Below are 25668 nucleotides of genomic sequence, written 5' to 3' on the forward strand. Positions count from 1 at the left end.
ATCCGGTTACTTCTGTTCTCTCAGTTCCAGAGCCTTCAGTGTGTTTTCCATCAGCGTGGCAACCGTCATCGGGCCCACGCCACCAGGCACTGGGGTAATATACGCAGCACGTTGCTTGGCAACTTCAAATTCAACGTCGCCGGCAAGTTTGCCATCAGGTAAACGGTTAATGCCGATATCCACCACAATTGCGCCAGGCTTAATCCATTCGCCTTTAATCAAGCCAGCTTTCCCGGCCGCCGCGACTACGATATCGGCGCGCAGCAGGTGTGCGGCCAAGTCCTTAGTATGTCGGTGGCAACTGGTCACCGTGCATCCTGCCAGTAACAGTTCAAGCCCCATCGGGCGGCCTACGTGGTTGGAAACACCCACCACCACTGCATCCAGCCCTTTCAGGTTAATGCCGCTGGCTTGCAGCATTTTAATAACGCCATAAGGTGTGCACGAACGTAATTGCGGCTGACGCACAGCCAGTAGTCCAATGTTATAAGGATGGAAGCCATCCACATCTTTGGCCGGGTCGATCAATGCCAGAATGGCGGTTTCATCAATATGATGCGGCAGAGGGGACTGCACAAGAATGCCGTCTGTACTGGGGTCTTGATTCAATTGTTGAATCAGGCTGAATAACTCAGTTTGTGAAATGCTGGATGGTAATTTATGCGCTTGGGAAACAATGCCCACTTTTTCACAGGCAATCTGTTTGTTGCGCACATATATAGCAGAAGCAGGATCATCACCCACCAGTACAACCGCCAGACAAGGCGCACGTTTACCGGATTTCAGGCGTTGGTCAATGCTGCTTTTTATATCGTCTAAAAGTTGACTGGCAATTTGCTTACCATCAATAATGTGTGCGCTCATGAGCAAAAAATCATCGTTAAAAATAGAATTTTATCACATCAAGATTGACACGATTTCAGAAAATCGGTTATATTCCTGCTTTCGGCGTGTAGCGTAGTCTGGTAGCGCGCCTGCTTTGGGAGCAGGATGTCGGGAGTTCGAATCTCTCCACGCCGACCAGTTTCTCTGGATTGCCCAATCGTCATGTAACACCTATCTGCTCGTAGCTCAACTGGATAGAGCACCAGCCTTCTAAGCTGGGGGTTACAGGTTCGATTCCTGTCGGGCAGGCCAATTAAAAGTCTCTATGGTGGCTGTAGCTCAGTTGGTAGAGTCCAGGATTGTGATTCCTGTTGTCGTGGGTTCGAGCCCCATCAGCCACCCCAACTTCTTTCCTCAAAATCTAAACTCCAAATTAATTGAAAATATTGGCTCTTTTTGCCAATAACTGTGCGCATCGCTGCTGATAAAGTGTTCGTAAACCCCTACGCCGAACACATGACTACTCCCCTAAATCTGAGCAATTTTATGCAGAGTCTTACTGATCTTACCAAAGTCAGGGAGAGTCTTGCGCTGGATCCAGCCTTGCTATCGCTCATGCAGCACTGGTTAAATGTTTTTGCCACCCAAAGTGAACCGGTCAGGATGCAAGTGTTATCCCGGCGCCAATTGATGTCTGTTATCGATGCTGTTGAAAGTAATGATAAACCTCTGGCATTTGAGGGTTGGGAATCCGAAAACTATGCATTACTGCTGGCATGTATGGATAAAGGCGCGCAACAGTATGAATGCATAGAAACGAATAACGAAAAGCTGCATATTTTTCCCCTGCAACAAAGCATTGCACACAAGCATGCCATTTTGCTGATACAGCATGAAACGCTGGATAGCAAAGCGGTTGACCTGATCAAGCAATGTCTGGATATGTTCCACCACTATGCCAGTCTGATTATTGAGAATGAGCGCGACGCATTGACAGGTTTGCTTAACCGCAAAACCTTTGATCATTGCGTCAGCAAAATTTTGTTCAATGATTACAAGCCTGAATTCAAATTTCCGCTGCATCATTTCCTGGCGATTTTTGATATCGATTTTTTCAAAAAAATTAACGATACCTATGGTCACCTGATTGGGGATGAAGTCTTGCTGTTGCTTTCAAGGCTGATGCAAGAAACTTTCCGTGAAGGCGATTTACTATTCCGTTTTGGCGGTGAAGAGTTTGTCGGTGTGTTTTCGTGTGCGGAAGAGGATGATATCGTTGGTTTAATGGAGCGCTTCAGGGAAACGTTGAATGCACATGTATTTCCGCAGGTGGGCCAGGTTACCATGAGTATTGGGTGTTCAAAAATGGCGCTCAATATCCTTCCTAATACTGTGCTGGAACGCGCGGACGAAGCGTTGTATTACGCTAAAGAACATGGCCGTGACCAGATTTGCTTTTACGAGAAACTGGTAGAAAGCGGCAACATCCAGGACAGCACTATTGAGGGTGATATAGAGTTGTTCTAAATATTTAGTCTTCTTTGCTTTCTTACATATAGATCCCAAACACTAATAAACTTCCCTGAAAGTTGACATCTGTTATTAACTATATTTAATATATGTTAATAATAATCAACTTTAAAAGGGGAGAGCATGCGCCTTGCTGCCATGCTACTGATGTGTTTTTGCTTGATATCCTGTGTCTCGCGCGGGATGCAAGAAGCTAAACACCATTCTGAGCTGCACCTGCCTGAACTCAATCCCGACTTGCCTGATTCAACTCGGCTTCACGTTTATCCTGAAGTTGAAACAACGGATGTTGAAGCGCAAGTCATTGCCAAGCCACCTTTAAAATCTGCTTCACCCACTCTGCTGGTTAATCTGGTCGTACAAGAAGCGCCGGTGCAAGAGGTATTGCAAGCGCTTGCCAGAGAAAGCCACTTGAATATGGATATCCATCCAGGTTTAAGGGGCAAGGTGTCGTTACATGCAATACAACAATCCATCCCTGCGATTTTGTCGCGTATCGCCAGGCAGGTCGATATGTATTACGAGTGGGGAAATGGCGTCTGGCTGATCGCACCGGATATGCCGGTTTTACGTAGCTATCGCCTGAATTACGTAAACATGACGCGTGACACGACTGGCTTTATCGGGGTTGCCAGTGAAATCAATAGCGCAGGCAGGCCGGCAAGCGGTTCTGCGCAAAATAATAGTAACGCATCAACTCAATCACAGGTATCAGGGGCAGGGAATAGCAATAGTTCGCGAACGGCGGTAGCAACACAATCCCGTTATCATCTGTGGGAAAGTGTCGTACAGAATTTACAGATTTTACTGGAAGAGACAGACAAAGCTACTATTGCCAGGGATGAGGTATTAGAAAGTACAGCACCTTTTTTCAATAGCATTTCTCCTGAGATTTCAGACGGCAGCGATGGACCCCGCCAAAGTATTGAAAGCCAAAATACACAGCTACCTCAGGTTTTACCAACATCGGAAAAAACGCAGCAAGCCCATGTTCGTTGGCGCGCTTCTCGATTGATCGCCAATCCTGAAACAGGGATCTTAACTATACGTGCTTCGCATAGCCAGCAGGCACAAGTCAAATCCTATCTGGAATCCGTCATGCAAGTGGCGGCCAGGCAGGTGTTAATCGAAGCGACAATCGTCGAAGTTGAATTAAGTAAGAGTTTTCAGATGGGCATAGACTGGAGCCGGTTGTCTTCATCCGCCCAGCAGCGCGGAGTTGTGTTTTCGCAATCATTGGGAAGCGAGGCGGCACAATTCAATACCATTAGCCGAAGTTTCGAAAGCAATAATAGTAAAAACGCACTCGGCCAGAATAATGGCAGCGTGGCCTTTATGTTTGGCTATTTCAACCCGTTTAGCCGGTTTGGGAATTTAAGCGCCAGTGTCACCTTGCTAGAACAGTTCGGAAAAACGCGAGTACTTTCCAGCCCCAAATTAATGGTACTAAACAACCAGACCGCTATTCTGAAGGTAGTGGATAACCTGGTTTATTTCACCATTCAATCCCAGATTTCACAAAGTAGCAGCAATAACGGTGCAAATTTGCAGGCGGTGACTACTACAGCCAATACAGTACCCGTAGGATTGGTCATGGCGGTCACCGCTCAAATTAATAGTCAAAAGCGGGTCAATCTGAATGTGCGACCTACCGTCTCAAAAGTCTTGCGCTATATCGAAGACCCTAATCCTCAGTTAGGTAATGGCAGCACCCGTATTGTCAGTAGCATCCCGGAAATACAAGTGCGCGAGATGGAATCTGTGCTCAATATCCCCAGCGGTAACGTTGCGATCCTGGGCGGGTTAATGCAGGAAGATCAAAGAGACTTTACCGACCGTGTGCCAGGGTTAGCCAATATACCTATTGTCGGCTATGCATTTAAAGGCAAAAATCAGGCAGCTAAAAAAACAGAACTGGTGGTGTTTTTGAGGCCTACCGTTATCGGCCTGGCGGATGTGAAGGCTGGTGATCTGAAAGCGTTTGAGCCGCTGTTGCCAGAATCATTACCTATGGATGACATTGACTTCGGCATAGGAGAGCCATCTTGAATGTGGCATCGACATTTGCTCAATTTGTCGGTCGTCTGGCAATTGATAAGACTTTCAGTCATCCATATCGAGGTGCATTGATTACATCGAAATGCAAAGACGAACAAATGTTATTAGCCTTGTCGTGGGTAGGTGTTGGGTTGATTGTTTTGATGACATGCCTGCATATGAAAACACTGTTTTTTGATGTGGAGTTGAAAACCAATTTACGACTGCCACCCCGCATAGCAAACAATATTGCTCCTGAGTTGGCAAAGCCAGAGATAGTATTAAAAGAAAATAATGGTGAAAGCTTGTTTCAACAAGCCAAACAGGATTTACCTGTTATTACGTCTTTGGAAAGCCCAATCGAACAAGATGGTAGACCAAAGATCGCTCCGCGTTATATACGACAGTGGCAATTGCACATTCAACGTCCTGCGCTTTCGGAAACACTGGCTAACAATGAAATTGCCAATGCTGCGAGGCAACTGCAAGCTGGAGATGTGAGTTTAGCCCAGCGAGTTTTTCAAGCATTATTAACAGCAGACCCGCATAGTGTAGAAGCCATGGAAGGTTTGCGTCTGGCTTTCAGGCAACTTGACGATGCCGAAAGTGAGCAAAAGTATCTGGAAATGCTCCGCCTGGAAATTCCAGACTATGACTTTGATCTCAATGAACCTCTCATCAGCGGAATAGATTAGCCATGTTAATCACTGCTGACAAAGCGCGCTTGGGTGAATGGATGCTGACTAAAGGCATGATCACTGCCGATCAGCTGGAAATCGCTTTGATAGAGCAGCAGGAAAGTCGCTTGTTGCTAGGACAACAACTGGTGCGGCTGCATTTTGTGACAGATGCCGTCATCCGGGATGTGCTAGCCCAGCACCATGCGCAGGAAAGTATCGATTTACAGCAAGTGATTCCAGATCACGAAGTGCTGGCTATGGTACCCGAGGCATTTGCCAAACAGAACCGGGTGCTGCCACTGGATATTTCTGCAGACAAAAAGGTTTTGCGCGTAGCCATGGCGGAAATGAATCGCGTCATGGTGCTGGATCAATTACGTTATTTAGTAGGCGGTGAAATCCAGCTGAAATCTGTGTTAGCGACTGAAGCTCACATTGAGCAGGCCTTGGATAAATTTTATGGCCACAGTTTATCGCTGGATGCCATTTTGCATGAAATAGAACAGGAAACCACACACGCTCAACATCTTTCCCAGCAGGATACACGGCCAGTCATCCGATTAGTGAATGCGGTGCTGGTGGATGCAGTTAAGCAAGGTGCATCGGATATCCATTTTGAGCCCGAGCAGGCGTTTCTCAGGATTCGCTATAGGATTGATGGTGTGTTGTGGCAAATTCGCAGTGTGCACGACCGTTATTGGCCTGCGATGTGCGTGAGGCTGAAAATACTGGCCGGGATGGATATTGCAGAACAACGTAGCCCGCAAGATGGTCGCGTTAACCTGTTTTTATGTGGCAGGCAGATTGATTTCAGGGTGTCAAGCCATCCCACGCTACATGGTGAAAATATCGTACTGCGTGTTCTGGATAGGGATAAATCTATTATTCCCCTGGATACCATGGGCTTGCGCCTGCCGCAATTGCAATTGCTCAAGAATATGCTGGAAAAACCTGAAGGATTATTGATCCTGACCGGCCCTACCGGTAGCGGAAAAACCACCACGCTCTATTCAATGCTCGGGCACCTCAACCATCCGCATGTAAACATCATGACGCTGGAAGACCCGGTGGAATACCCGCATATGCTGATGCGACAGACATCGATTAACGAAGCGAACAAAGTAGATTTTGTGAGTGGGATCAGGGCCATTTTGAGGCAGGATCCCGACGTCATACTTGTCGGTGAAGTGCGTGATGAGCCAACGGCTGCGATGGCAATCCGTGCCGCAATGACCGGCCACCTGGTCATGACAACCTTGCATACGAATAATGCAATTGCAGCCTTTGCCCGGTTAACAGACTTTGGTATCAGCCCGCCCATGATGGCGGGTAGCGTGGTTGGAGTCATTGCACAACGCCTGTTGAGGCGTTTATGCCGCCATTGCAAAGTGCAAACTTTGCCTGATGCGAAGACAGCAGCATTGTTGCAAATTTTGTTTCCATCGCATGCCGCAGAAAGCATGACTCTTTTTCAGGCGGCAGGCTGCGAGCAATGTCGCATGAGCGGTTACCGTGGCCGGCTGGCCATCATGGAAATACTCACCATGCATCCCACATTGGATGCGTTGCTGGCAGGGCATGCTTCTATTCCACATTTACATCAACAGGCAAGACGGTATGGCTATACCACACTGGCTGAAGAAGGGTTGCAACTTGTACTGTCAGGGGAAACCAGCTTGCAGGAATTGCGGCGGGTCGTAGATATCAGTGCCTGTTTTGAAGAGGCAGAGGCATGACTTCTTATCGCTACACCGCAATCGATAAAGAGGGCCGACTGCAACGTGGAAACCTGCAAGCCAGCAGTGAGCAGGCGCTTGAAGCTAGCCTGAAAGTGCAGGGACTTGAATTACTCACAATCAAAATAGGGCAACCGGTCAACTGGCTTCAACCACGTATCAAGGCGCATCATTTGATCCAGTTCTGCATTCAGATGGAGCAGTTGCTGCAAGCCGGTGTTCCTTTATTACAAGCGCTGGAAGAGTTGGCTGGGCAATGCGAGCACCGATTAATGTCTGCGGCATTCAGTGCATTACGGCATGAATTGCAAGCCGGAAAGCTACTGTCACAAGCGTTGCAAGCGCAGCCAAATGTATTCCCCGCATTCATCAGCAACCTGGTCGCTGCGGGTGAGCATACAGGGCAACTACCGGAAATTTTTGGACATCTCGCACAGACCTTGCAGTGGCAGGCCGATTTGCTGTCGCAAACGCGACGCGGCCTTACCTACCCGGCGTTGTTATGCGTGATGGTCTGTGTGGCCGCCGTCGTTATGCTGACATTCCTGGTTCCGCAGATGGTGGGTTTCCTGCAAAGCTTAGGTCAGGAATTACCATGGTCTACCCGCTTGTTGCTGGGCTTGTCTGATTGGGTAATCGCTTATGGTGCAATCGGTTTTATTTTGTTGATATTGCTGGCGCTGGGCCTGCGATTCGCTGTTAAACGCTCAACTGTATTCGCACTCTATTGCGATCAAAAAATATTAAAAATGCCTGTGTTAGGTCGGTTACTGCATCAGTTAGTGCTGACCAGGTTATGTCGTTTTCTAGGGTTGATGTACCAAACCGGGATCCCACTATTACAGGCGCTTGAGTGGTGTCAGCCACTATTGCACAACCGAGTGATGGCGCAGGCTTTGGGTCAGGTGCATCAGCGCGTTCAAAGTGGTGAAGGGCTAGCCGCCAGTTTTGCGGCGGCCGGCTGGTTTCCACCTTTGCTGGTGCGCATGATCCGTGTTGGTGAAACTACCGGCTCCTTGGATCGCATGTTGTCCCAGCAGGCGACTTTTTACGATAGAGAGGTGCAGGCAAACATGCAGTCCCTGTTGCAACTGTTGGAACCAGTTCTGACCATGTTACTCGGGTTGATGCTGCTGTTTCTGATGGCCGCGGTCATGCTCCCCGTGTATGACAGCTTTTCGACATTACGGTAATGGATATGGCGCAACTGCAACTTGTTGTCTTGATAACACATGATCAATGGCGAGTGGCGCATTTCAGAGGCGGGCGATATCACTCCCTAACGGAGTTTTCTGCGCATGCGGAAAATCAGCCACTGCTACTGGATTTGCTTAAAAAACATGCAGAAGCAACGGTGTATTTCCTTACCGATATTGCTGATGAGCATTACCATGTTGAGGTATTGCCACATGTCAGCGGCGCTGCGAGTAAACAATTACTTGCACGCAAGTTAGCCGCCTGGCCGTTTACACAGGGATTGCATGCTGTACATATATTAGACACTGTACAAAATGTGCGGAAAGAAGACCGTTACCTGTTCTCAGCTATCCATTACCCGCCATTACGTGATTGGCTGCAAGCGCTGCAACAGAAAAATATGCGCGTGCGAGGTGTATATACCCAGGCATTATGTTTTCCATGTGCGATTTCAAATTCACAATCAGCCGATACGCATTGTTTGTATATTTATCTTCAAAAGCAGCAACTGCGCATTCATTATCACTATAAGGCAAAGCTTCTGTTTAGCCGCCTGCTGACACTGTCTATTGATGAGTCGCTGCGCTCTCGGTTGAATGACGAGGTCACTCAAACCCGCTTATATCTGATCAGTCAGCATTGGCTGCAAGAAAAAGAACCATTGCATATGGTTTGGTTGGGTGAATGTGCGAATGCCAGCGGATTACCATCTGAGCAATTACCTGCAGCTATTAAACAAACATTTAAAGCTTTTCCAGATGTAATTGGTCTCTCAAGCCGGCGTGTACCCAACGCATTCAATGAAGTGGAATGGGCCGCTGTGCAAGTCGTGTTGCGTAAACGGCATCTGCCAAATTTTGCACCAGAGGTTAATTTGTTGGGTGATCGTATTCAGCGTGGCAAGCGCAACATCATAGTGGCGGGCGGGATGATGGTCAGCGTATGCCTGATCGTAGGCGTGTTCAGTCAACAAGCCATCAAAAATACCCAAGCCAGCATCCAGCAAACTAGAACAAAAATAAGTCAGTGGCAGGCAGCCAAGCCGGCATGGGGATTCGCTGAAGCGGATTTGCCACGTCTGCAAACATTATCATCGGGCGTACAGCGGATTAAAACTGCTACACGTCTGCCGGACAGGGCGTTGGCGATGCTGCAAGGAGTCATGACCCACCAGAAGTTTTGGCAGGTAAAAAAAGTTGAGTGGCGCTATGGGCCAATGCTTGATCAATCTGTGCAGCCGGATAACCAATGGTATGAAACAGTGTCGGTCCTGTTTTTCAAAAAGGAAAATGCCATGGCTTTAAATGCGCACCAGGAATGGCAGTTATTGATTGAGAGTCTACGCCAGCATCCTGAAGTATTCGAGCTAAAAGAAATACATTCTTCGCCCACCTCTGGCCTACCTGAACAGCGGGGGGATACTCGCCAATTATCGCGGCCCGATGATCAGCCATCTATTGATATATGGTTACGTCCGCAGGAAAAGACAGCGGCATGATACACAACCCGTATTGGTTGGGACTGCGCTGGTTTTTGCTCGGCTGGGTGCTGGTGAGTATTCTGGGAGCAATATCTATCGGTATTATCTTTTCCAAGCAAGCCGAAGTACACGAGACATCTTTAGAGCTTCAGCAGCAATTACATGCATTAGCTCAGCAAATTAACTGGCAGGCAGCCTATCAGAGGGAAGCTAGCTTCTATTTCTCAAACCAGGCGCGCTGGCAACGACAGGGATTAAGTAAAGCAGCCAACCCTGCTTTGTGGGTTAGTGCGTGGATGACACTGCAACAGCAAGCACATCTGTCTCACATGCAGTTCGACATTCAGCCTCCAAAAACCTGTGGAAATGCAGCCTGCAATCAGTTTTTTCCAGGCAATACCATTGCTGGATTATCAATGACTGTGACACCGGTCAATATGCACTGGTCAGTCAATCATGAGGCAGAAGTACTGGATTGGTTACAACAGTTACAGCATCAATATGCTGATATGTTGCTGGTGCATAGCTGTACCTGGTCCGTTGCGGAGTCTACAGACTTGATTGCTGCAGAATGCGAATTACGCTGGTTTAATTTTCCCGATGTATTTCCGCAGTTGTTAAGTGCGTCATGAAGCAGACAATTCAGCTTCAACGTGGCGTCACGGCATGGGTCATCCTTTTGATATTGTCAGGGCTAGCCGGATTTGCAATACAGGTTTCATTGAAATATCCACCCAAGCAGCTGGTGATGCAAAAAACCATGACTTCACTTGCTCTGGCTCAGCAGGCATTACTCGCTTATGCCAATCAGCCGCTTGGCCTAACCCAGTGTGAAATGAATTGCCAGCGGCCCGGTGACTTACCTTGCCCCGACCGCAACAACGATGGCCTCGCAGAAACCAGTTGTAGCAACACTTCCCGCATCGGGCGGCTGCCATGGAAGACACTGGGTGTGGGCGATATCCGGGATGGCAGTGGTGAGCGCCTGTGGTATGCAGTCTCAGAGAGGTATAAAAATAATCCGCGCATATTGCCGCTAAATACTGATACCGCAGGCAGCTGGAGTGTCATTTCTATAAATGAAATTAACTGGGATGCGACACAGGGCAATGGAGTGGCCGCCGTCATTATTGCACCTATGCAACCACTGGTACGCAAGGATGGCTGGGCACAACAACGCAATGACGCGAGTGCTGACGATATCAAGAATTATCTGGATACGGCCGACGCTGGAGACAATGCAAACGCAATAGAAAATTCGCTCAGGGGGTTTGTACAGGCGCCAATTTCCATCAACTTTAATGATGTTACATGGCCAGTAACTGCAACAATCATGCACAGGCATATGCAGCAACAGGTACTTTCGGAGGTCAAGCGCGCTTTGCGCTGTAACGCCAGCCCTTGCGCTGCGCTGCCGACGGCTGCAGCCATTTCAGATACCAGTTGTTTGGGGGTGCAATCTTTGGTTGCCGGGCAGTGTTTGCCAGCATCATCAGGATTGGGCAGACTGCCATTGGATGCTGCTGCCCATTGGCCTTTGGCATTGCAGCATATACTGGATGGTGATGCAAGGCATCATTGGTTTCAGCAAAATGGCTGGCGTGAACAGGTGTTTTATCAGCCGGGATCACCTCAGGCCACAGTGGTGATGGCAGGTGAAAAATTAACGTCACAATCGCGGAACACCACCTTAGACAAAAGTAATATTGCCGCTTACCTGGAGGCAAGTACGTTGCAAAAATTGCAAATACTTAATTCAAACGCAATGGACATAGCCAGTAATGACAGCTTCCAGCGATGAGTCTGGTTCTATGACCAATCGATATGTTATCAAGCAGAATAATCCTGTTTCCACGCCTGGGGAAGCCGGCTTTAGTCTGCTGGAACTGGCGATTGCGCTGGTGATACTCAGCCTGATGATGGGCTGGTTAATGACGCCGTTGCGGGTGCAACATAGCCTGCAAAAATATCAGCAGACTGAGCAGAGATTACAGATAGCGCAGCAAGCATTGCTGGGGCATGCAGTGATTCATCATTACCTGCCATGCCCGGATACTGACAGTCCGCCCGATGGCTGGGAAAATGTATTATCTAACCAAAGCTGTGTTGGCGACGAGGGCATATTGCCATGGATGCAGCTCGGCCTGGTCGCCACCGATGCCTGGGGACGCTACTTTCGCTATCGCGCTGACAGTACTTTCACTCATCATGCGCAGTGGTTTTCAGTCGCTGCGGCCGAAAGTGCGAGCAATGTACAAGTGCTGGGAGATACCGGGGCGGCAACTAGCATCCCCAGTCGCCCGGCAGCCATCGTGCTTTCGCATGGCGAAAACGGGCTGGGTGGCATACAATCCGTGTCTGGCGGGCAAAGCCATGCCATGGCCGCAGCGGTTCATTCTGATGAGCAGGAAAATGCGGATGGCGATCTGACTTTTGTCGATAAAGCCCAGCAACAAACCACTAGTGCGGTGTTCGACGACAAGCTCATCATGCTTTCACCCAAAGTGCTGATCCAGCAAATGGTACAGGCGCAACGGCTACCCTGAAAATGGATTGATATATAAGGTATGCAAGACAATTTATTGCTACGCTACAGCAGGCACATCATGCTGCCGCAAATTGAATATGCCGGTCAGGAAACGCTGACCCAGAGTCACGCCCTAATTATCGGTGCAGGTGGGCTGGGTGCGCCCGTGGCGATGTATCTGGCAGCCGCGGGCGTAGGTACGCTCACCATTTGCGATTTTGATCAAGTGGATATGACAAATTTGCAGCGGCAGATTATTCATACTACAGCCGCCGTGGGGCAGAATAAAGCGCTATCCGCTCAGGCGACGATTGCACAGTTAAATCCGGAAATTACCGTCCATACCGTATTGACGAGAATGACTGAACAAGAAGCTTCTGAACGTATTTCTGCTGCCGATGTAGTGATCGACTGCTCAGACAATTTCGCCACCCGCTATCTGCTCAATCAATTATGCTTTAACACTAAGACGCCACTGGTGTCGGGCGCTGCCATACGCTTTGAAGGGCAATTAAGTGTGTTCGATTTCCGGCATGCTGAGTCGCCTTGTTATCACTGCCTGTATCCAGATGTAGGCGATGACCAGGAGTTAAGGTGTGCCGATAATGGGGTGTTTGCTCCTTTGGTTGGCATGATAGGTTCTGCGCAGGCGGCTGAGGCGATTAAGGTGCTATTGAAAATAGGCCAAACCATGCAGGGCCGGTTGTTGTTACTGGATGCCTTATCTGCCGAATGGCGTACGATCAAGTTATCCAAAGACCCTGGCTGCAAAGTCTGCGGTTAATCAGGTTTTTCTTGATCAGGTTTTTCTTGATCTGGCGCGGCCGGCAAATCTGCCATTAATTCTTTCACCAGTTCGCCAATATCCCACTCGCAGCCGCCGCACCCGCTTAGCGCGCCAGAATAGCGTGAAATACCATCCAGGTCCTTGCCCTGCTTAACCAGGTCCTGGATCATGCCGCGCGTGGTGCCACTACAACTGCACATCACTTCATCGGGCGAGTCTTGTTTAAGTTCAGCCATTGCCAGCCAGGGAATTAAAACCGCATTTTACCGCCTGTGTTCCCCGCATACCAGCGCAGGCACATGACTAGCGCTTGCCGCAAACGTAAAAGCCCGTTAGCATCGTTGGCAATATCACTTTGGGGTATGTCATGAGCAAAGGCGTCCGCTTGTCAGAAAAATGGTTTAACCGAGCCTTGTGGATGGTGGCAATTATTTTTGCCATGTTTCTCACCGGCCTGGGCACCAATATTATTGGTGATCTTCCGCGTGTAGAAACCAGCTATACCACCGAGCATTTCGTCAATCACAGCAAAATAGATCCGTTACGCACAGAGCTCAAGGTGCTTGCCCGTCAGCATCAAACGCTTGCCGATCAGCTTGAACAAGTCAATTTACAGCTGATTATCCGGCAGAAAGATTACCAGGCCGCCCGCACCACGTTTGATAACTGGGTCTCTGCCAGGGATGTTACCGATGAGGTAGACGACCTGGTTGGCCGCACAAAGACGCTGGATACATTAAAAAAACTGGAGCGCGACGCTGAGCGGGCGATTGAAGACATCCAGCAGAAACAGACTGATATTTCACAGCGGGAAAATCAGTTGCTGGCCCAGGTCAATAATCTGGAAGAGCTGGCGCGGGAGCAATTTGACGATGCATATGAAGATCAGGGAATGCGCGTATTTTTATACCGCTTGTTGCTGACCTTGCCCTTGCTGGGGTTGGCTGCCTGGTTATTCGTCAACAAACGCAAATCCCCATACTGGCCATTTGTATGGGGATTTATTATCTTTGCCCTGATGGCGTTTTTTGTCGAGCTGGTACCTTACCTGCCGGATTATGGTGGTTATGTACGTTACATTGTTGGTATCGTGATTACTGTCGTGGGGGGCAAATATGCCATTACCGCGTTACAGAATTATCTTGAACAACAAAAACTGGCCGAGTCACAGCCAGAATTTAAGCGGCGTGAAGAGCTTGGATACGACACGGCCTTGGCCAGACTAGCCAAGAGCGTATGCCCTGGTTGCGAGCGCAACGTGGATTTAAAAAACGAAAGCAACGATTTTTGTACGCATTGTGGCATTTGCCTGCATAACTATTGCATTGCCTGCCACTCACGCAAAAATGCGTTTGCCAAGTTTTGCCACAAGTGCGGTACCGTCGCCTAAGCAGGCTACGGTACCGTATGTTCTATTTCAGTTTGGCGAGCTGAGCCTCTAGTTTATTCAGGTTGGCGCTAAACTCGGACAGGCGGGCTTTTTCCTGCTCAACCACGGCAGCCGGGGCGCGAGCGACAAAACTCTCGTTGCCCAGTTTGCTGTTGGCCTTGGTGATTTCACCTTGCAGGCGGGCGATTTCCTTGCCCAAACGCTCTTTCTCGGCGGCAACATCAATCTCCACCTTCAGCATCAACCTGAAATCTGCGGCTAGCATCACTGGCGCATCCGCCTCAGGTAATTCAGCCACGATAGCTACATTTTCCAGCTTGGCCAGTGACTTCAGGTAGGGCGCAAACGCTTCCAGTTGTCCGGCATGACCCGCTGCAATCAAGGGCACTTTCGCCGCCGGCGATATACTCATTTCACCACGCAGGCTGCGGCAGGCTTCTACCGCCGTTTTCAGGGTTGCCACCCAGGCTTCGGCTTCTTCATCAATCTTTTCCAGGTCAGCCTTGGGGTAAGCCTGCAGCATAATGCTTTCAGTGCCGCGAGACTTGTCTTTGAGTTCCGTCATCGGTGCCACGGTCTGCCAGATTTCCTCGGTCACAAACGGTATAATCGGGTGGGCAAGGCGCAAGATGGTTTCCAGCACGCGTAACAAGGTGCGGCGGGTGGCACGCTGCTCGGCTTCGCTGCCGCCCTGGATCTGTACCTTGGCAATTTCCAGGTACCAGTCGCAATACTGGTCCCAGACAAACTCGTAAATCGCCTTCGCTGCGAGGTCAAAACGATAATCGTTAAACGCACGTTCCACTTCTGCTTCGGTGCGTTGTAACAGGCTTACTATCCAGCGGTCAGCCTGGCTGAATTTACGGCCGCCGTCGTCACAACTTTCCACGCCAAAGCCGTTATCCTGGCCCTCGGTGTTCATCAGCACAAAGCGGGTGGCATTCCACAGTTTGTTGCAGAAGTTACGGTAACCTTCGCAGCGTTGCAGGTCAAACTTGATGTCGCGTCCTGGTGAAGCCAGGCTGGCAAAGGTGAAGCGAAGTGCATCGGTGCCATAGGCTGCAATGCCTTCCGGAAATTCCTTACGTGTACGCTTCTCGATTTTCTCCGCATCTTTCGGGTTCATCAAGCCTGTCGTACGCTTTTTCAACAGTGAATCCAGGTCAATACCATCGATCAGGTCTATCGGGTCCAGCACGTTGCCCTTGGATTTTGACATCTTCTGGCCTTCCGCATCGCGGATCAGGCCGTGCACGTATACATGCTTGAACGGAATCTTGCCGGTGATATGCTTGGTCATCATCACCATGCGCGCCACCCAGAAGAAAATAATATCAAAACCGGTGACCAGTACTGAGGATGGCAGGAACTGCTGTAAAGCCTGATTCTGCGCGTCAACCGCTTCGTCGCCGGTCCAGTCCAATGTGGAGAATGGCCACAACGCAGACGAATACCATGTATCCAGTACGTCATTGTCACGTGTCAAAGCACCGTTATACCCATCTTTGGCCGCCAAGGATCTGGCTTCCGGTTCATCATGCGCAACATACACTTTGCCATCATCGCTGTACCAGGCCGGGATCTGGTGGCCCCACCACAGCTGGCGTGAAATACACCAGTCCTGGATATTGTTCAGCCATTGGTTATAAGTATTCACCCAGTTTTCCGGGTAGAACTTGATCTCGCCATTGGCGACTACTTCCAGGGCTTTTTCCGTGATGCTCTTGCCATCCTCACCCGGTTTGCTCATCGCGACAAACCACTGGTCAGTCAGCATAGGCTCAATGACCACATTGGTACGGTCACCACGCGGCACTTTCAATTTGTGTTTTTCAACCTTCACCAGGAAGCCGCCGGCTTCAAGATCGGCCACCACCTGTTTCCGCGCAACAAATCGCTCCAGGCCGACCAGGTTGGCAGGTAAGGCAATCGGTGATTTGCTGCTGCCGTCAGCGGCATAGACTTCTGCGGTTTCTGGAACAAAGCCTAGCAGGTTCAGGATTACCACCTTGTCCAATCCCTGGCGCTGGCCGACCATATTGTCGTTGAAGTCATGTGCCGGCGTCACTTTCACAACACCGGTGCCGAATTCTTTGTCTACATAGTCATCGGCAATCACCGGGATGTTGCGGTTACACAGCGGCAATGCTACATGTTTGCCAATCAGGTGGGCGTAACGCTCGTCTTCCGGGTGCACCATCACTGCCACATCACCCAGCATCGTTTCCGGACGGGTGGTTGCGACAGTCAGCTGGCCAGAACCATCGGCAAGCGGGTAGTTGATATGCCACATGGAACCATCTTCTTCTTCCTGCACCACTTCCAGGTCAGACACGGCGGTTCCCAGCTTCACATCCCAGTTCACCAGTCGTTTGCCACGGTATATCAGGCCTTCATTGAACAGGCGGACAAAGGTTTCAGTCACTACCTTGTTGAGGCCGGCATCCATTGTGAAGCGCTCACGGCTCCAGTCAGGCGAAGTACCCAGGCGGCGCATTTGCTGTGTGATGGTCCCGCCGGAATACTCTTTCCACTCCCAGACTTTTTCCAGGAATTTTTCGCGACCTAAGTCATGGCGGCTCACACCTTGCGCGTCCAGCTGGCGCTCTACTACTATCTGTGTGGCAATACCTGCATGATCTGTCCCCGGTTGCCACAAGGTATTGTCGCCGCGCATACGGTGATAACGGGTCAGCGCATCCATAATGGTCTGGTTGAAACCATGGCCCATATGCAGGGTGCCGGTGACGTTAGGCGGCGGTAACAGGATGCAGAAATTATCTTTGACTTCGGGGTTCATGCCAGCGGCATAAAAGCCTTTGCTTTCCCAGAAGGCATACCATTGACTTTCAATGGTTTTCGGGTCAAAGGATTTGGCGAGTTCGCGTGCGGGATTGGAATTTTGTGTAGGGGTATTCATGCGCCTGATTTTACCATAGGCCGCTCTTCGCTTTGATGCCTGAGCTCGCCTTTGTAGCAGATTCTGCAGGCGAATCTTCATCAATCATTCAGCGGGCGTCATATCTGCAATCAGCAGAGAATGCTACTATGTAAAATTAATCTTCAACATGGGTGGATTCGGTGGGAGTATTTGGCATGGATATCATGTGGGTTTGGTTTGGTCTGGGCCTGATTTTACTGTGTCTGGAAATGCTATCCGGCACTTTGTATCTGCTTTGGCCCGGGATGGCGGCGTTGGTGATGGGATTGGTTTCCTGGTCATTGCCAGCTTTCAGTACGGCATGGCAAATAGTGGTGTATGCCATTTTTTCCGTATTAGCAGTGCTTATCTGGCGCAAACGTGAAAAAAGCAATCCAACGCCGCGTGTAGGGCAAGCGCAAGGAGAGGAAATTGGTCGCCAGGGTGTGATTATTGCGACAGTGAGTCCGGCGCAGCCAGGCAAAATTCGTTTTAGCCAGGGCGTGATGGGTAGCAAGGAGTGGACAGCGGTTGCTGATATGGAGATTGCCATCGATCAACCTGCCAGCGTCATCGCGGTGGAAGGCAACAGCTTACGTGTTGCACCGCTGGCTTAAAACTTCTACGCTAATTAATCGATCATTCATCGGGATGCGCAATTCAGCAGCCCATCATTATATTAAACAGAGGAGTTCACATGGAAATCAGCATTATCTTATTGATACTGGCAATCATCGCCATTGTTAAGGGCGTGCGCATCGTCCCGCAGGGCGAAGAGTGGGTGGTTGAGCGCCTGGGTAAGTTTGCCGGCATCATCAGCCCGGGATTGCATGTGATCAACCCGATTTTAAGCAGGGTCAGTTATAAAGTCACGACCAAAGACATCATTCTGGATATTCCTCAGCAGGAAGTGATTACCCGGGATAATGCGGTCATCCTTGCCAATGCAGTGGCATTTATGAAGGTGTCCAATATCGAACGCGCTGTCTATGGTATTGAAAACTTCAGGGAAGCCATGCGTAATATGGTGCAGACAAATCTGCGATCAATTATCGGTGGCATGGATTTGAATCACGCGCTGACTTCGCGTGACCGCATTAAAGCCGAATTGAAACAAGCCATTGCTGACGAAGCACTTGATTGGGGCTTAACAGTAAAAAGTGTGGAAATTCAGGATATCAAGCCATCAGCAAACATGCAGGATGCCATGGAGCGCCAGGCTGCGGCAGAGCGTGAGCGTGTAGCGGTTGTGACTGAAGCGGAAGGTGCCAAGCAATCACTGATTTTAAATGCTGAAGCGCGTCTGGAAGGTGCACGTAAAGATGCCGAGGCGCAACTAGTAGCAGCTAATGCCTCTGCCGAGGCGATTAAACTCATTGCGCAGGCCGTGAAAGAAAATGACACATCAGCGACTTTCTTGCTGGGCGACCGGTATATTCAATCGCTGCAAAAACTCGCTGAATCGCATAATAGCAAGCTGGTGCTAATACCGGGTGATGTGGTCGGTGCCGTTAAAAATCTGATAGGCGGAAAGTAAGCCTGGCATGTGACTGATTGTCCATGATTTGAGATGGCCAATCAGTCACTGTAAAAACGTTTTCCTGAGTTTATTATCTTGTGATACAGCTACACATGCGTTAAACCTGAGCAGCTGGCATATTTCATGCATCTCACTGCTTAAAACAATCATTCCCAAGAGGGGTCGCAGTGGCAATTCGCGTGGCGTTACATCACCGCACCAGCTATACCTTTGACCGCCTGGTCAATCTTTCTCCTCACGAAGTCCGCCTGAAGCCAGCCGCGCATGCGCGTACCCCGGTGCTGGCTTATTCGCTGACAGTCACGCCCGAGAAGCATTTTATCAACTGGCAGCAAGACCCATACGGTAACTATATTGCACGCTGCGTATTCCCTGAAATGGTGCGCGAACTCGACTTTACGGTCGATTTGGTGGCGGATATGACGGTCATCAACCCGTTTGATTTTTTTGTTGAAAAATATGCCGAGCAATATCCATTTAATTACACCGAACAGCAGGCGTTTGAACTGACAGCGTATTTGCAGCCCGATAACGTTGGTTCTCTACTGCAAAGCTGGATAGAAAAAATACGCAGCCAGGTCATCAAGCCGGGTATGGGCATCGTCGATTTCCTGATGAGTGTGAACCAGTGCCTGCAAGGCGATATCGGTTATACGGTACGTCTGGAACCCGGTATCCAAACGCCGGAAGAAACTCTGCAAAAGTTGACAGGATCTTGCCGGGATACTGCCTGGTTGCTGGTGCAGATTATGCGGCATCTGGGCCTGGCCGCCCGATTTGTGTCCGGCTACCTGATCCAGCTTAAAGCCGATGTTGAGGCGCTGGATGGCCCAAGTGGCACCGACCAGGACTTTACTGACCTCCATGCGTGGACCGAGGTATTTATTCCCGGCGCCGGCTGGGTCGGGCTGGACCCCACCTCCGGCCTGATGGCGGGAGAAGGGCATATTCCACTAGCGTGTACCGCTTTACCTTCATCCGCCGCGCCGGTGGTGGGGTTCACCGATATGGCGGAAGTCACTTTCAAACATGAAATGACGGTGACACGCATCCACGAAGACCCGCGCGTGACCAAGCCTTACACTGAAAAAGACTGGCAGGCCATCGTCGGGCTGGGCGACCAGGTTGATGAGCAACTGATGGCCATGGATGTACGCCTCACACATGGTGGCGAGCCGACCTTTGTTTCTATTGATGATATGGATGGCGCACAATGGAATACATTGGCGCTCGGTGACCATAAACGCACTTTGGCGGGTGAGCTGGCGTTGCGCCTGAAATCGCATGTGGCGCCCAAAGGGTTCCTGCATTATGGCCAGGGCAAATGGTATCCGGGTGAGGCTCTACCACGTTGGGCGATTAATATTTACTGGCGTCCCGATGGCAAACCTGCCTGGCACGATGCCAGCCTGTTTTTCGCCGAAGGCGCGGATGACGGCTACACACATTTACAGGCACAGGCATTTACCAATCACCTGGCTGATATGCTCGGTTTCCCGCAGGCCTGTGTGATCCCGGCGTATGAAGATGCCGTCGCACTCACCCTGCAAGAGCAGCAATTACCTGACAACGTGGACCCGCTTAAAGCGGATCTGAAAGATAGTGCCGAACGTCAACGCCTGGCCCGGTTACTCAACCAGGGTCTCGGCTCTGTGGTCGGCTTTATCATGCCACTCAAGCCAGTCGAGCAGCATAAGGCCGGAGAATGGCTGACCAGTAAATGGCCATTACGGCGTGAGCATTTGTATCTGCTTGGTGGCGATTCCCCCATGGGTTTGCGCCTGCCCTTAGCCTCATTACCCTGGCAATTGCCTGCTGACATCGAGCCTGACTTTCCGCTCGATCCCTTTGCGGAAACCTCTGCCTTGGGGGAATCGCGTGCACCCATCGTGCGCGCAAAACATAAAACAGTTCAGCCCACGGCGCGCGAGGTGATACACACGGCCTTGTGTGTGCAAGTGCGCAAGGGCAGGCTGTATGTGTTTATGCCGCCGGTCACCCGGCTTGAAGATTACCTCGATTTGCTCAGCGCGATTGAGCAGACTGCCAGCGATTTAAAACTCAAATTGTGGTTAGAGGGTTATCCGCCACCACGAGACAGCCGCCTTAAATTATTGAGTGTGACGCCAGATCCGGGCGTGATTGAAGTCAATATTCATCCGGCCAAAAACTGGCGGGAACTCGTAGCCAATGTGACTATGCTCTATGAAGAAGCACGCCTCTGCCGCCTGGGGACTGAAAAATTTATGCTGGATGGGCGTCATACCGGCACCGGTGGCGGTAATCATGTCACATTAGGGGGAGAAACTGCAGCGGACAGCCCCTTGTTACGTCGTCCGGACGTGCTGCGCAGCCTGATTACTTACTGGCAACATCATCCGGCACTGTCTTACCTGTTTTCAGGCACGTTTATTGGCCCTACCAGCCAGGCGCCACGCGTGGATGAGGCGCGCGATGATAACCTGTATGAGCTGGCGATCGCTTTTCAGCAAATGGAGAAAGTGGTGCCGGCCGGTAAAGAGAGCAAGCAGCCATGGCTGGTAGATAGATTACTACGTCACTTGCTGGTCGACCTGACCGGCAATACACACCGGGCGGAATTCTCTATAGATAAACTATACTCACCAGATGGCCCAACCGGACGGCTGGGGCTGGTGGAGTTTCGCGCGTTTGAGATGCCGCCGCACGCAAGAATGAGTTTGCTGCAAAGCCTGCTCATTCGTGCGCTGGTGGCACGTTTCTGGAAAACGCCCTACACCGGGAAACTGGTGCATTGGGGCACCGAGTTGCATGACCGCTGGATGTTACCGCAATTTATCGCCCAGGATATGGCCGATATCGTCAATGAGCTGCGTCAAGAAGGTTATGCGTTTGAGCAACGATGGTTTGATCCATTTATCGAGTTCCGCTTTCCACGTTATGGTACGGTCGCTTATCACGGCATTGAAATGGAATTGCGGCAGGCGATTGAGCCATGGAACGTACTGGGCGAAGAGGTCTCCTCAGGCGCCACCGCGCGCTATGTGGATTCATCGGTTGAACGTATGCAATTAAGTGTTCGCGGTCTCACTGAAGGGCGCTATACAGTGACTTGCAATGGGCGGCCACTGCCTTTGCAATCCACCGGCGTGGCAGGCGAGTATGTTGCCGGTGTACGGTTCCGTGCCTGGCATCCATGGTCTGCATTGCACCCGACCATTGATGTACAGGCACCGCTGGTGTTTGACCTGGTAGATACCTGGAGCAGTCAGTCACTCGGCGGTTGCACTTATCATGTCGCGCATCCAGGTGGGCGTAATTACGATACTTTCCCGGTAAATGCTAATGAAGCTGAGGCACGCCGGTTTGCCCGCTTCTGGGCGCATGGCCATACGCCTGGCAAAGTGGAAGTGGTAAAAGAGCCACCGAATCCGCGTTTTCCGTTTACACTGGATTTGCGCTGGCAGGCGGTTTAGGTAGCCGTAGCCAGATTGCGCTTTTTGATGAACCTACTATCAGGATCATGTTCTCTATGGTTAATGTGCTTACTTTATTCGAAAGCTTCTGTATTTAGATAGCCAGCATGCAAACAGTGCTAAACCAACTGTATTTTTCTGATCGCTACAACGAACTGTTGGATAGCAATGGCCAGTTGCGTCCGCATTGGCAGGCGCTGTCGGCACAGCTGGAGTCTGAAGCACCGACGGTGATGCGTCAGCGGCTGGAAGCGGTGCAGCGCCAGATACGCGACAATGGTGTCACCTATAACGTCTATGCCGATACGCATGGCCTGCAGAGGCCATGGGACCTGGATGTACTGCCCCTGATTATTGCGCAGGATGAATGGCAGCACATTGCCGCTTCAGTTGCGCAACGCGCTACCTTGCTGAATAAAGTATTGCTGGATGTCTATGGAGAGCAACGCCTGCTGCATAGCGGCCAGCTGCCACCGGCACTGGTGTATGGGCACAGTGGCTTTTTACCTTCGTGCGTCGGTGCGCCACATTACGACAATATTGCCCTGCATAGTTATGCGGTGGATATTGCCCGCGCACCCAACGGCCAATGGTGGGTCATGACTGACCGCACGCAAGCGCCAACTGGCGCCGGTTATGCGCTTGAAAACCGCACCATTATTTCCAGTGCTTTTCCCGAATTATTCCGTGACCTGAATATCGAGCGCCTGAGTGGTTTTTTTGCCAGCATGCGCGACAGCCTGGCGCATTGGGGCCACCGCGTCGCCGAAAACCAGGCGCTAACAGTACCTGACATGGCGCCATTGGGTGCCGGTGAGCCACCATTGGTGGTGATCCTGACCCCTGGCCCTTATAACGAAACTTACCATGAGCAATCCTTCCTGGCCGGTTACCTCGGCTATCCACTGGTACACGGCAGTGACCTGACGGTGCGTAATGGTGTGGTCTGGTTAAAAACCGTGGCCGGACTCAAACCTATCCATGCGATTTTGCGGCGCATTGATGATGACTACTGTGACCCGCTGGAGTTGAATGCCGAATCGCTGCTCGGCGTGGCTGGGCTGGCACAAGTGGCGAGACTGGGTAATGTGGTGATTGCCAATGCGTTGGGCTCTAACCTGTTGCAATCCGGTGCTTTATTAGGCTTTTTGCCTAAACTGTGCAGGTCGCTATTAGGTGAAGAGTTACGCATGCCATCCGTTGCCACCTGGTGGTGTGGCGAACCCGCCGCGCTTGAATACGTCATCAATAACCTGGATTACCTGGTGATTCATCCAGCCTATCCGCATGTGGAATCATCGCCGGTGTTTTGCGAAGATTTAAACCAGGCTCAGCGAGAGTCACTGATTGCCAGATTGCTGGCACAACCTGATCATTACATCGCGCAGGAACGGCTGGATATTTCGCACGCACCGGTGCTGGTTAATCACCAGCAACCGCAAATCAGTTCGCTAGCTGTGAGTTTAAGGGTGTACGCTTTCGCTACTCCCAATGGCTATGCGATTATGCCGGGCGGCCTGGCCCGTGTTGCCAGTGGTAAAGATGCGCGCGATGTGACCATGCAACGCGGTGGTACCAGCAAGGATACCTGGGTGCTTTCGCAATATCACCAGCCACCCGGCAATATGTTGCGCAAGACTAATTCCAGCCATGACCTGGTGCGCGAGAATACTTACCTTTCCAGCCGCATGGCTGAAAACCTGTTCTGGTATGGCCGTTACTGTGTGCGCAATCTGCAAAAAGCCATTATGTTACGTGTGACTATCCGCGCCTTGGTGGAGTACACACCAGGAACCCGGGTAGGTGAGTGGCCCACCATACAGGGCTTGTGTCAGTGGTTTGAACTACTGCCAGCTAATAAAACCGCTACGTCATCTTGGCAGCCCGCGCAGCTCTGGTCTGATGATGACATCGCGCCATTACTCATACAGGCTGTGTTTTCACAATATTCCAGCAGCCTGGCTACCAGCGTGCAGCAACTTTTCCAGCAGGCGTTTAACCTGCGAGAACGTATATCCAATGACCATTGGCGCACGGTTAACCTGCTGTCACGGCAGTTTATTACCCGCCATCAACAACCGACCCTGCAAGATGCGATGGCATCCATAGAACAGGCGATTAATCATTTTGTTACCCTGACCGGCTTTGCCATGGACTGGATGACGCGTGACCTCGGCTGGCGTTTCATGTCGCTGGGCCGGCGCATTGAGCGCCTGCAATTTATGTGTGTATTGCTGAGCCGCGCACTGGCGATGCCTGAGCAAAGTAACCTGGAATGGTTGTTGCAAGTGACCAATAACCTGGTGACTTACCGCGCGCGTTACGCGGCACAGCCGGAATGGTTACCGGTGCTGGATTTGTTATTGATGGATGAAAATAACCCGAATTCTATCGTGTTCCAGATCAAGGGTTTACTGAAATACCTGGAAGAAATGGATGCGCAAGACAATGCAGGAGGTATTGCGGTTGAACTCAGGCATTGCGGGCAGGCACTGATGCAACTGGATGCAGACCAGTGTTTTCATGCTGGTAATATCAGCTTGTCTAACTGGCTCAATGACGCCTATGGGGTAACGCAATCTTTATCTGACCGGCTGAGTTTGCGTTTTTTCAGTTACACCAGCCCCCATGCGACGCCGGGTGCATGATAATGCGCTACCAGGTCGAACATCGCACGCTTTACAGGTATGACACCCCTGTGATCCAGTCGCAGCAATTACTGCACATGATGCCGCGCGAAACGCCGTTTCAGCAGAGTGTTTCGTGCACGCTGGTCTGCAATCCGCAACTTGCAGAACAATCACGTCACCTGGATTTTTTTGGCAACCATAATGACTACGTTACCATCCTGATACCGCACCAGTCACTGCAAGTGACCTCGCGCTTCCAGGTAGAAGTTTCGCCGCGCCCCACCATGGATGCCTTTATTCAAAGCCCTGCCTGGGAGCAGTTGCAAGCCATGTTGCAGTCGCAAGGTGCACAACATATCGAGGCCACCCGCTATATGTATTCCACCGTAAAAGTAAAGAGCAGCGAGGCGCTGGCAAGTTTTGCGCGCACCTGCTTTACGCCCCAGAGACCGTTACTTGAAGCCGCCATGGCACTGACACAACAGATTTACCGGGAGTTTGAGTTTGATCCGCAAGCGACCGATGTCGCTACACCCTTAGATGAGGTGTTGAATGGCAAGCGCGGCGTGTGCCAGGACTTTGCCCATGTGATGATTGGCGCCATGCGTTCACTGGGCTTGGCATGTCGCTATGTGAGCGGTTACATACTGACGCACCCGCCCAAAGGCCAGCCACGCCTGATAGGCGCTGATGCTTCACATGCCTGGGTCTCAGTGTATTGCCCGGTGTATGGCTGGGTCGATTTCGACCCGACCAATAATTGCCTGGTGCAGCACGAACATATCACGGTGGCATGGGGGCGTGATTTCAGTGATGTGTCGCCTATGCGCGGCGTCGTATTGGGGGGTGGACAGCAGCAGCTGAATGTCAGTGTGACGGTCACACCACTTGAGTACGCATTGACCTAACCCATTCGCTAATGATTATCCAGACC

19 protein-coding genes and 3 tRNA genes are annotated in these 25668 nt (G+C 50.8%); 19 read left to right on the forward strand and 3 right to left on the reverse strand.

From position 1 onward, the window contains the following. Window positions 1-6 precede the first annotated feature (6 nt). Window positions 7-864, reverse strand: a complete 858-nt coding sequence (gene folD, locus ASG24_RS05790) for a bifunctional methylenetetrahydrofolate dehydrogenase/methenyltetrahydrofolate cyclohydrolase FolD (RefSeq protein ID WP_055868851.1) — start codon at window positions 862-864, stop codon at window positions 7-9. 82 nt (window positions 865-946) lie between these two features. Between folD and ASG24_RS05795 the strand changes: the two genes are divergently transcribed. From ASG24_RS05795 to ASG24_RS05855, 13 genes are all read left to right on the forward strand, one after another. Then, window positions 947-1023, forward strand: a tRNA-Pro gene (locus tag ASG24_RS05795). 37 nt (window positions 1024-1060) lie between these two features. Further along, a tRNA-Arg gene (locus ASG24_RS05800) sits at window positions 1061-1137 on the forward strand. A gap of 16 nt (window positions 1138-1153) precedes the next feature. After that, a tRNA-His gene (locus ASG24_RS05805) sits at window positions 1154-1229 on the forward strand. 142 nt (window positions 1230-1371) lie between these two features. Then, a complete protein-coding gene (locus tag ASG24_RS05810; RefSeq protein WP_055868853.1) occupies window positions 1372-2352 on the forward strand; it encodes a GGDEF domain-containing protein in 981 nt (326 codons plus the stop codon). A gap of 126 nt (window positions 2353-2478) precedes the next feature. Continuing rightward, entirely contained in the window at window positions 2479-4404 is a 1926-nt protein-coding gene (locus ASG24_RS05815; protein ID WP_235562324.1) for a pilus (MSHA type) biogenesis protein MshL, read from the forward strand. Further along, on the forward strand, window positions 4401-5087 hold the full coding sequence (locus tag ASG24_RS05820; RefSeq protein ID WP_055868854.1) for a hypothetical protein: 687 nt from the start codon (window positions 4401-4403) through the stop codon (window positions 5085-5087). Before ASG24_RS05815 ends, ASG24_RS05820 begins: the two co-directional genes overlap by 4 nt. 2 nt (window positions 5088-5089) lie before the next feature. Continuing rightward, window positions 5090-6808 (forward strand): GspE/PulE family protein, encoded by a 1719-nt coding sequence (locus ASG24_RS05825; RefSeq protein WP_055868855.1) that lies wholly within the window; start codon window positions 5090-5092, stop codon window positions 6806-6808. Next, window positions 6805-8001 (forward strand): type II secretion system F family protein, encoded by a 1197-nt coding sequence (locus tag ASG24_RS05830; protein WP_055868856.1) that lies wholly within the window; start codon window positions 6805-6807, stop codon window positions 7999-8001. Before ASG24_RS05825 ends, ASG24_RS05830 begins: the two co-directional genes overlap by 4 nt. 5 nt (window positions 8002-8006) lie before the next feature. Further along, window positions 8007-9503, forward strand: a complete 1497-nt coding sequence (locus tag ASG24_RS05835) for a hypothetical protein (RefSeq protein ID WP_156376525.1) — start codon at window positions 8007-8009, stop codon at window positions 9501-9503. Beyond that, complete coding sequence (locus ASG24_RS05840; protein WP_055868858.1) at window positions 9500-10117, forward strand: hypothetical protein; 618 nt, start codon at window positions 9500-9502, stop codon at window positions 10115-10117. The genes ASG24_RS05835 and ASG24_RS05840 overlap by 4 nt, the downstream gene beginning before the upstream one ends. Continuing rightward, window positions 10114-11286: a hypothetical protein gene (locus ASG24_RS05845; RefSeq protein WP_055868859.1), complete on the forward strand. Its 1173-nt coding sequence runs from the start codon at window positions 10114-10116 to the stop codon at window positions 11284-11286. The genes ASG24_RS05840 and ASG24_RS05845 overlap by 4 nt, the downstream gene beginning before the upstream one ends. Then, window positions 11267-12031 carry a type II secretion system protein gene (locus ASG24_RS05850; RefSeq protein ID WP_235562325.1) on the forward strand — a complete coding sequence of 255 codons (765 nt, stop codon included), beginning with the start codon at window positions 11267-11269 and terminating at the stop codon, window positions 12029-12031. Before ASG24_RS05845 ends, ASG24_RS05850 begins: the two co-directional genes overlap by 20 nt. A gap of 21 nt (window positions 12032-12052) precedes the next feature. Further along, entirely contained in the window at window positions 12053-12796 is a 744-nt protein-coding gene (locus tag ASG24_RS05855; RefSeq protein ID WP_055868860.1) for a molybdopterin-synthase adenylyltransferase MoeB, read from the forward strand. Here ASG24_RS05855 and ASG24_RS05860 read toward each other — a convergent pair. Next, a complete protein-coding gene (locus ASG24_RS05860) occupies window positions 12793-13035 on the reverse strand; it encodes a (2Fe-2S)-binding protein (protein WP_055868861.1) in 243 nt (80 codons plus the stop codon). The genes ASG24_RS05855 and ASG24_RS05860 overlap by 4 nt on opposite strands. A 131-nt stretch (window positions 13036-13166) precedes the next feature. Here ASG24_RS05860 and ASG24_RS05865 point away from each other — a divergent pair, with 131 nt between their 5' ends. Next, window positions 13167-14189, forward strand: coding sequence for a zinc ribbon domain-containing protein (locus ASG24_RS05865; RefSeq protein WP_055868862.1), 1023 nt, complete (start codon window positions 13167-13169; stop codon window positions 14187-14189). Between the two features lie 22 nt (window positions 14190-14211). Here the strand turns inward: ASG24_RS05865 and ASG24_RS05870 are convergent, their stop codons facing one another. Then, window positions 14212-17109, reverse strand: a complete 2898-nt coding sequence (locus ASG24_RS05870) for a valine--tRNA ligase (RefSeq protein ID WP_055868863.1) — start codon at window positions 17107-17109, stop codon at window positions 14212-14214. A gap of 176 nt (window positions 17110-17285) precedes the next feature. Here ASG24_RS05870 and ASG24_RS05875 point away from each other — a divergent pair, with 176 nt between their 5' ends. The 5 genes from ASG24_RS05875 (at window position 17286) to ASG24_RS05895 (ending at window position 25642) form a co-directional block, all read left to right on the forward strand. Then, complete coding sequence (locus ASG24_RS05875; RefSeq protein WP_055868864.1) at window positions 17286-17726, forward strand: NfeD family protein; 441 nt, start codon at window positions 17286-17288, stop codon at window positions 17724-17726. A gap of 80 nt (window positions 17727-17806) precedes the next feature. Further along, on the forward strand, window positions 17807-18646 hold the full coding sequence (locus tag ASG24_RS05880) for an SPFH domain-containing protein (RefSeq protein ID WP_055830386.1): 840 nt from the start codon (window positions 17807-17809) through the stop codon (window positions 18644-18646). A 170-nt stretch (window positions 18647-18816) separates the two neighbouring features. Further along, window positions 18817-22104, forward strand: a complete 3288-nt coding sequence (locus ASG24_RS05885) for a DUF2126 domain-containing protein (RefSeq protein ID WP_055868865.1) — start codon at window positions 18817-18819, stop codon at window positions 22102-22104. A gap of 107 nt (window positions 22105-22211) precedes the next feature. Then, a complete protein-coding gene (locus ASG24_RS05890; RefSeq protein ID WP_055868866.1) occupies window positions 22212-24752 on the forward strand; it encodes a circularly permuted type 2 ATP-grasp protein in 2541 nt (846 codons plus the stop codon). Window positions 24753-24754: 2 nt separating this feature from the next. Then, window positions 24755-25642, forward strand: a complete 888-nt coding sequence (locus ASG24_RS05895; RefSeq protein ID WP_055868867.1) for a transglutaminase family protein — start codon at window positions 24755-24757, stop codon at window positions 25640-25642. Window positions 25643-25668 lie beyond the last annotated feature (26 nt).

The organism is Methylophilus sp. Leaf414, from assembly GCF_001425425.1.
GTDB lineage: Bacteria > Pseudomonadota > Gammaproteobacteria > Burkholderiales > Methylophilaceae > Methylophilus.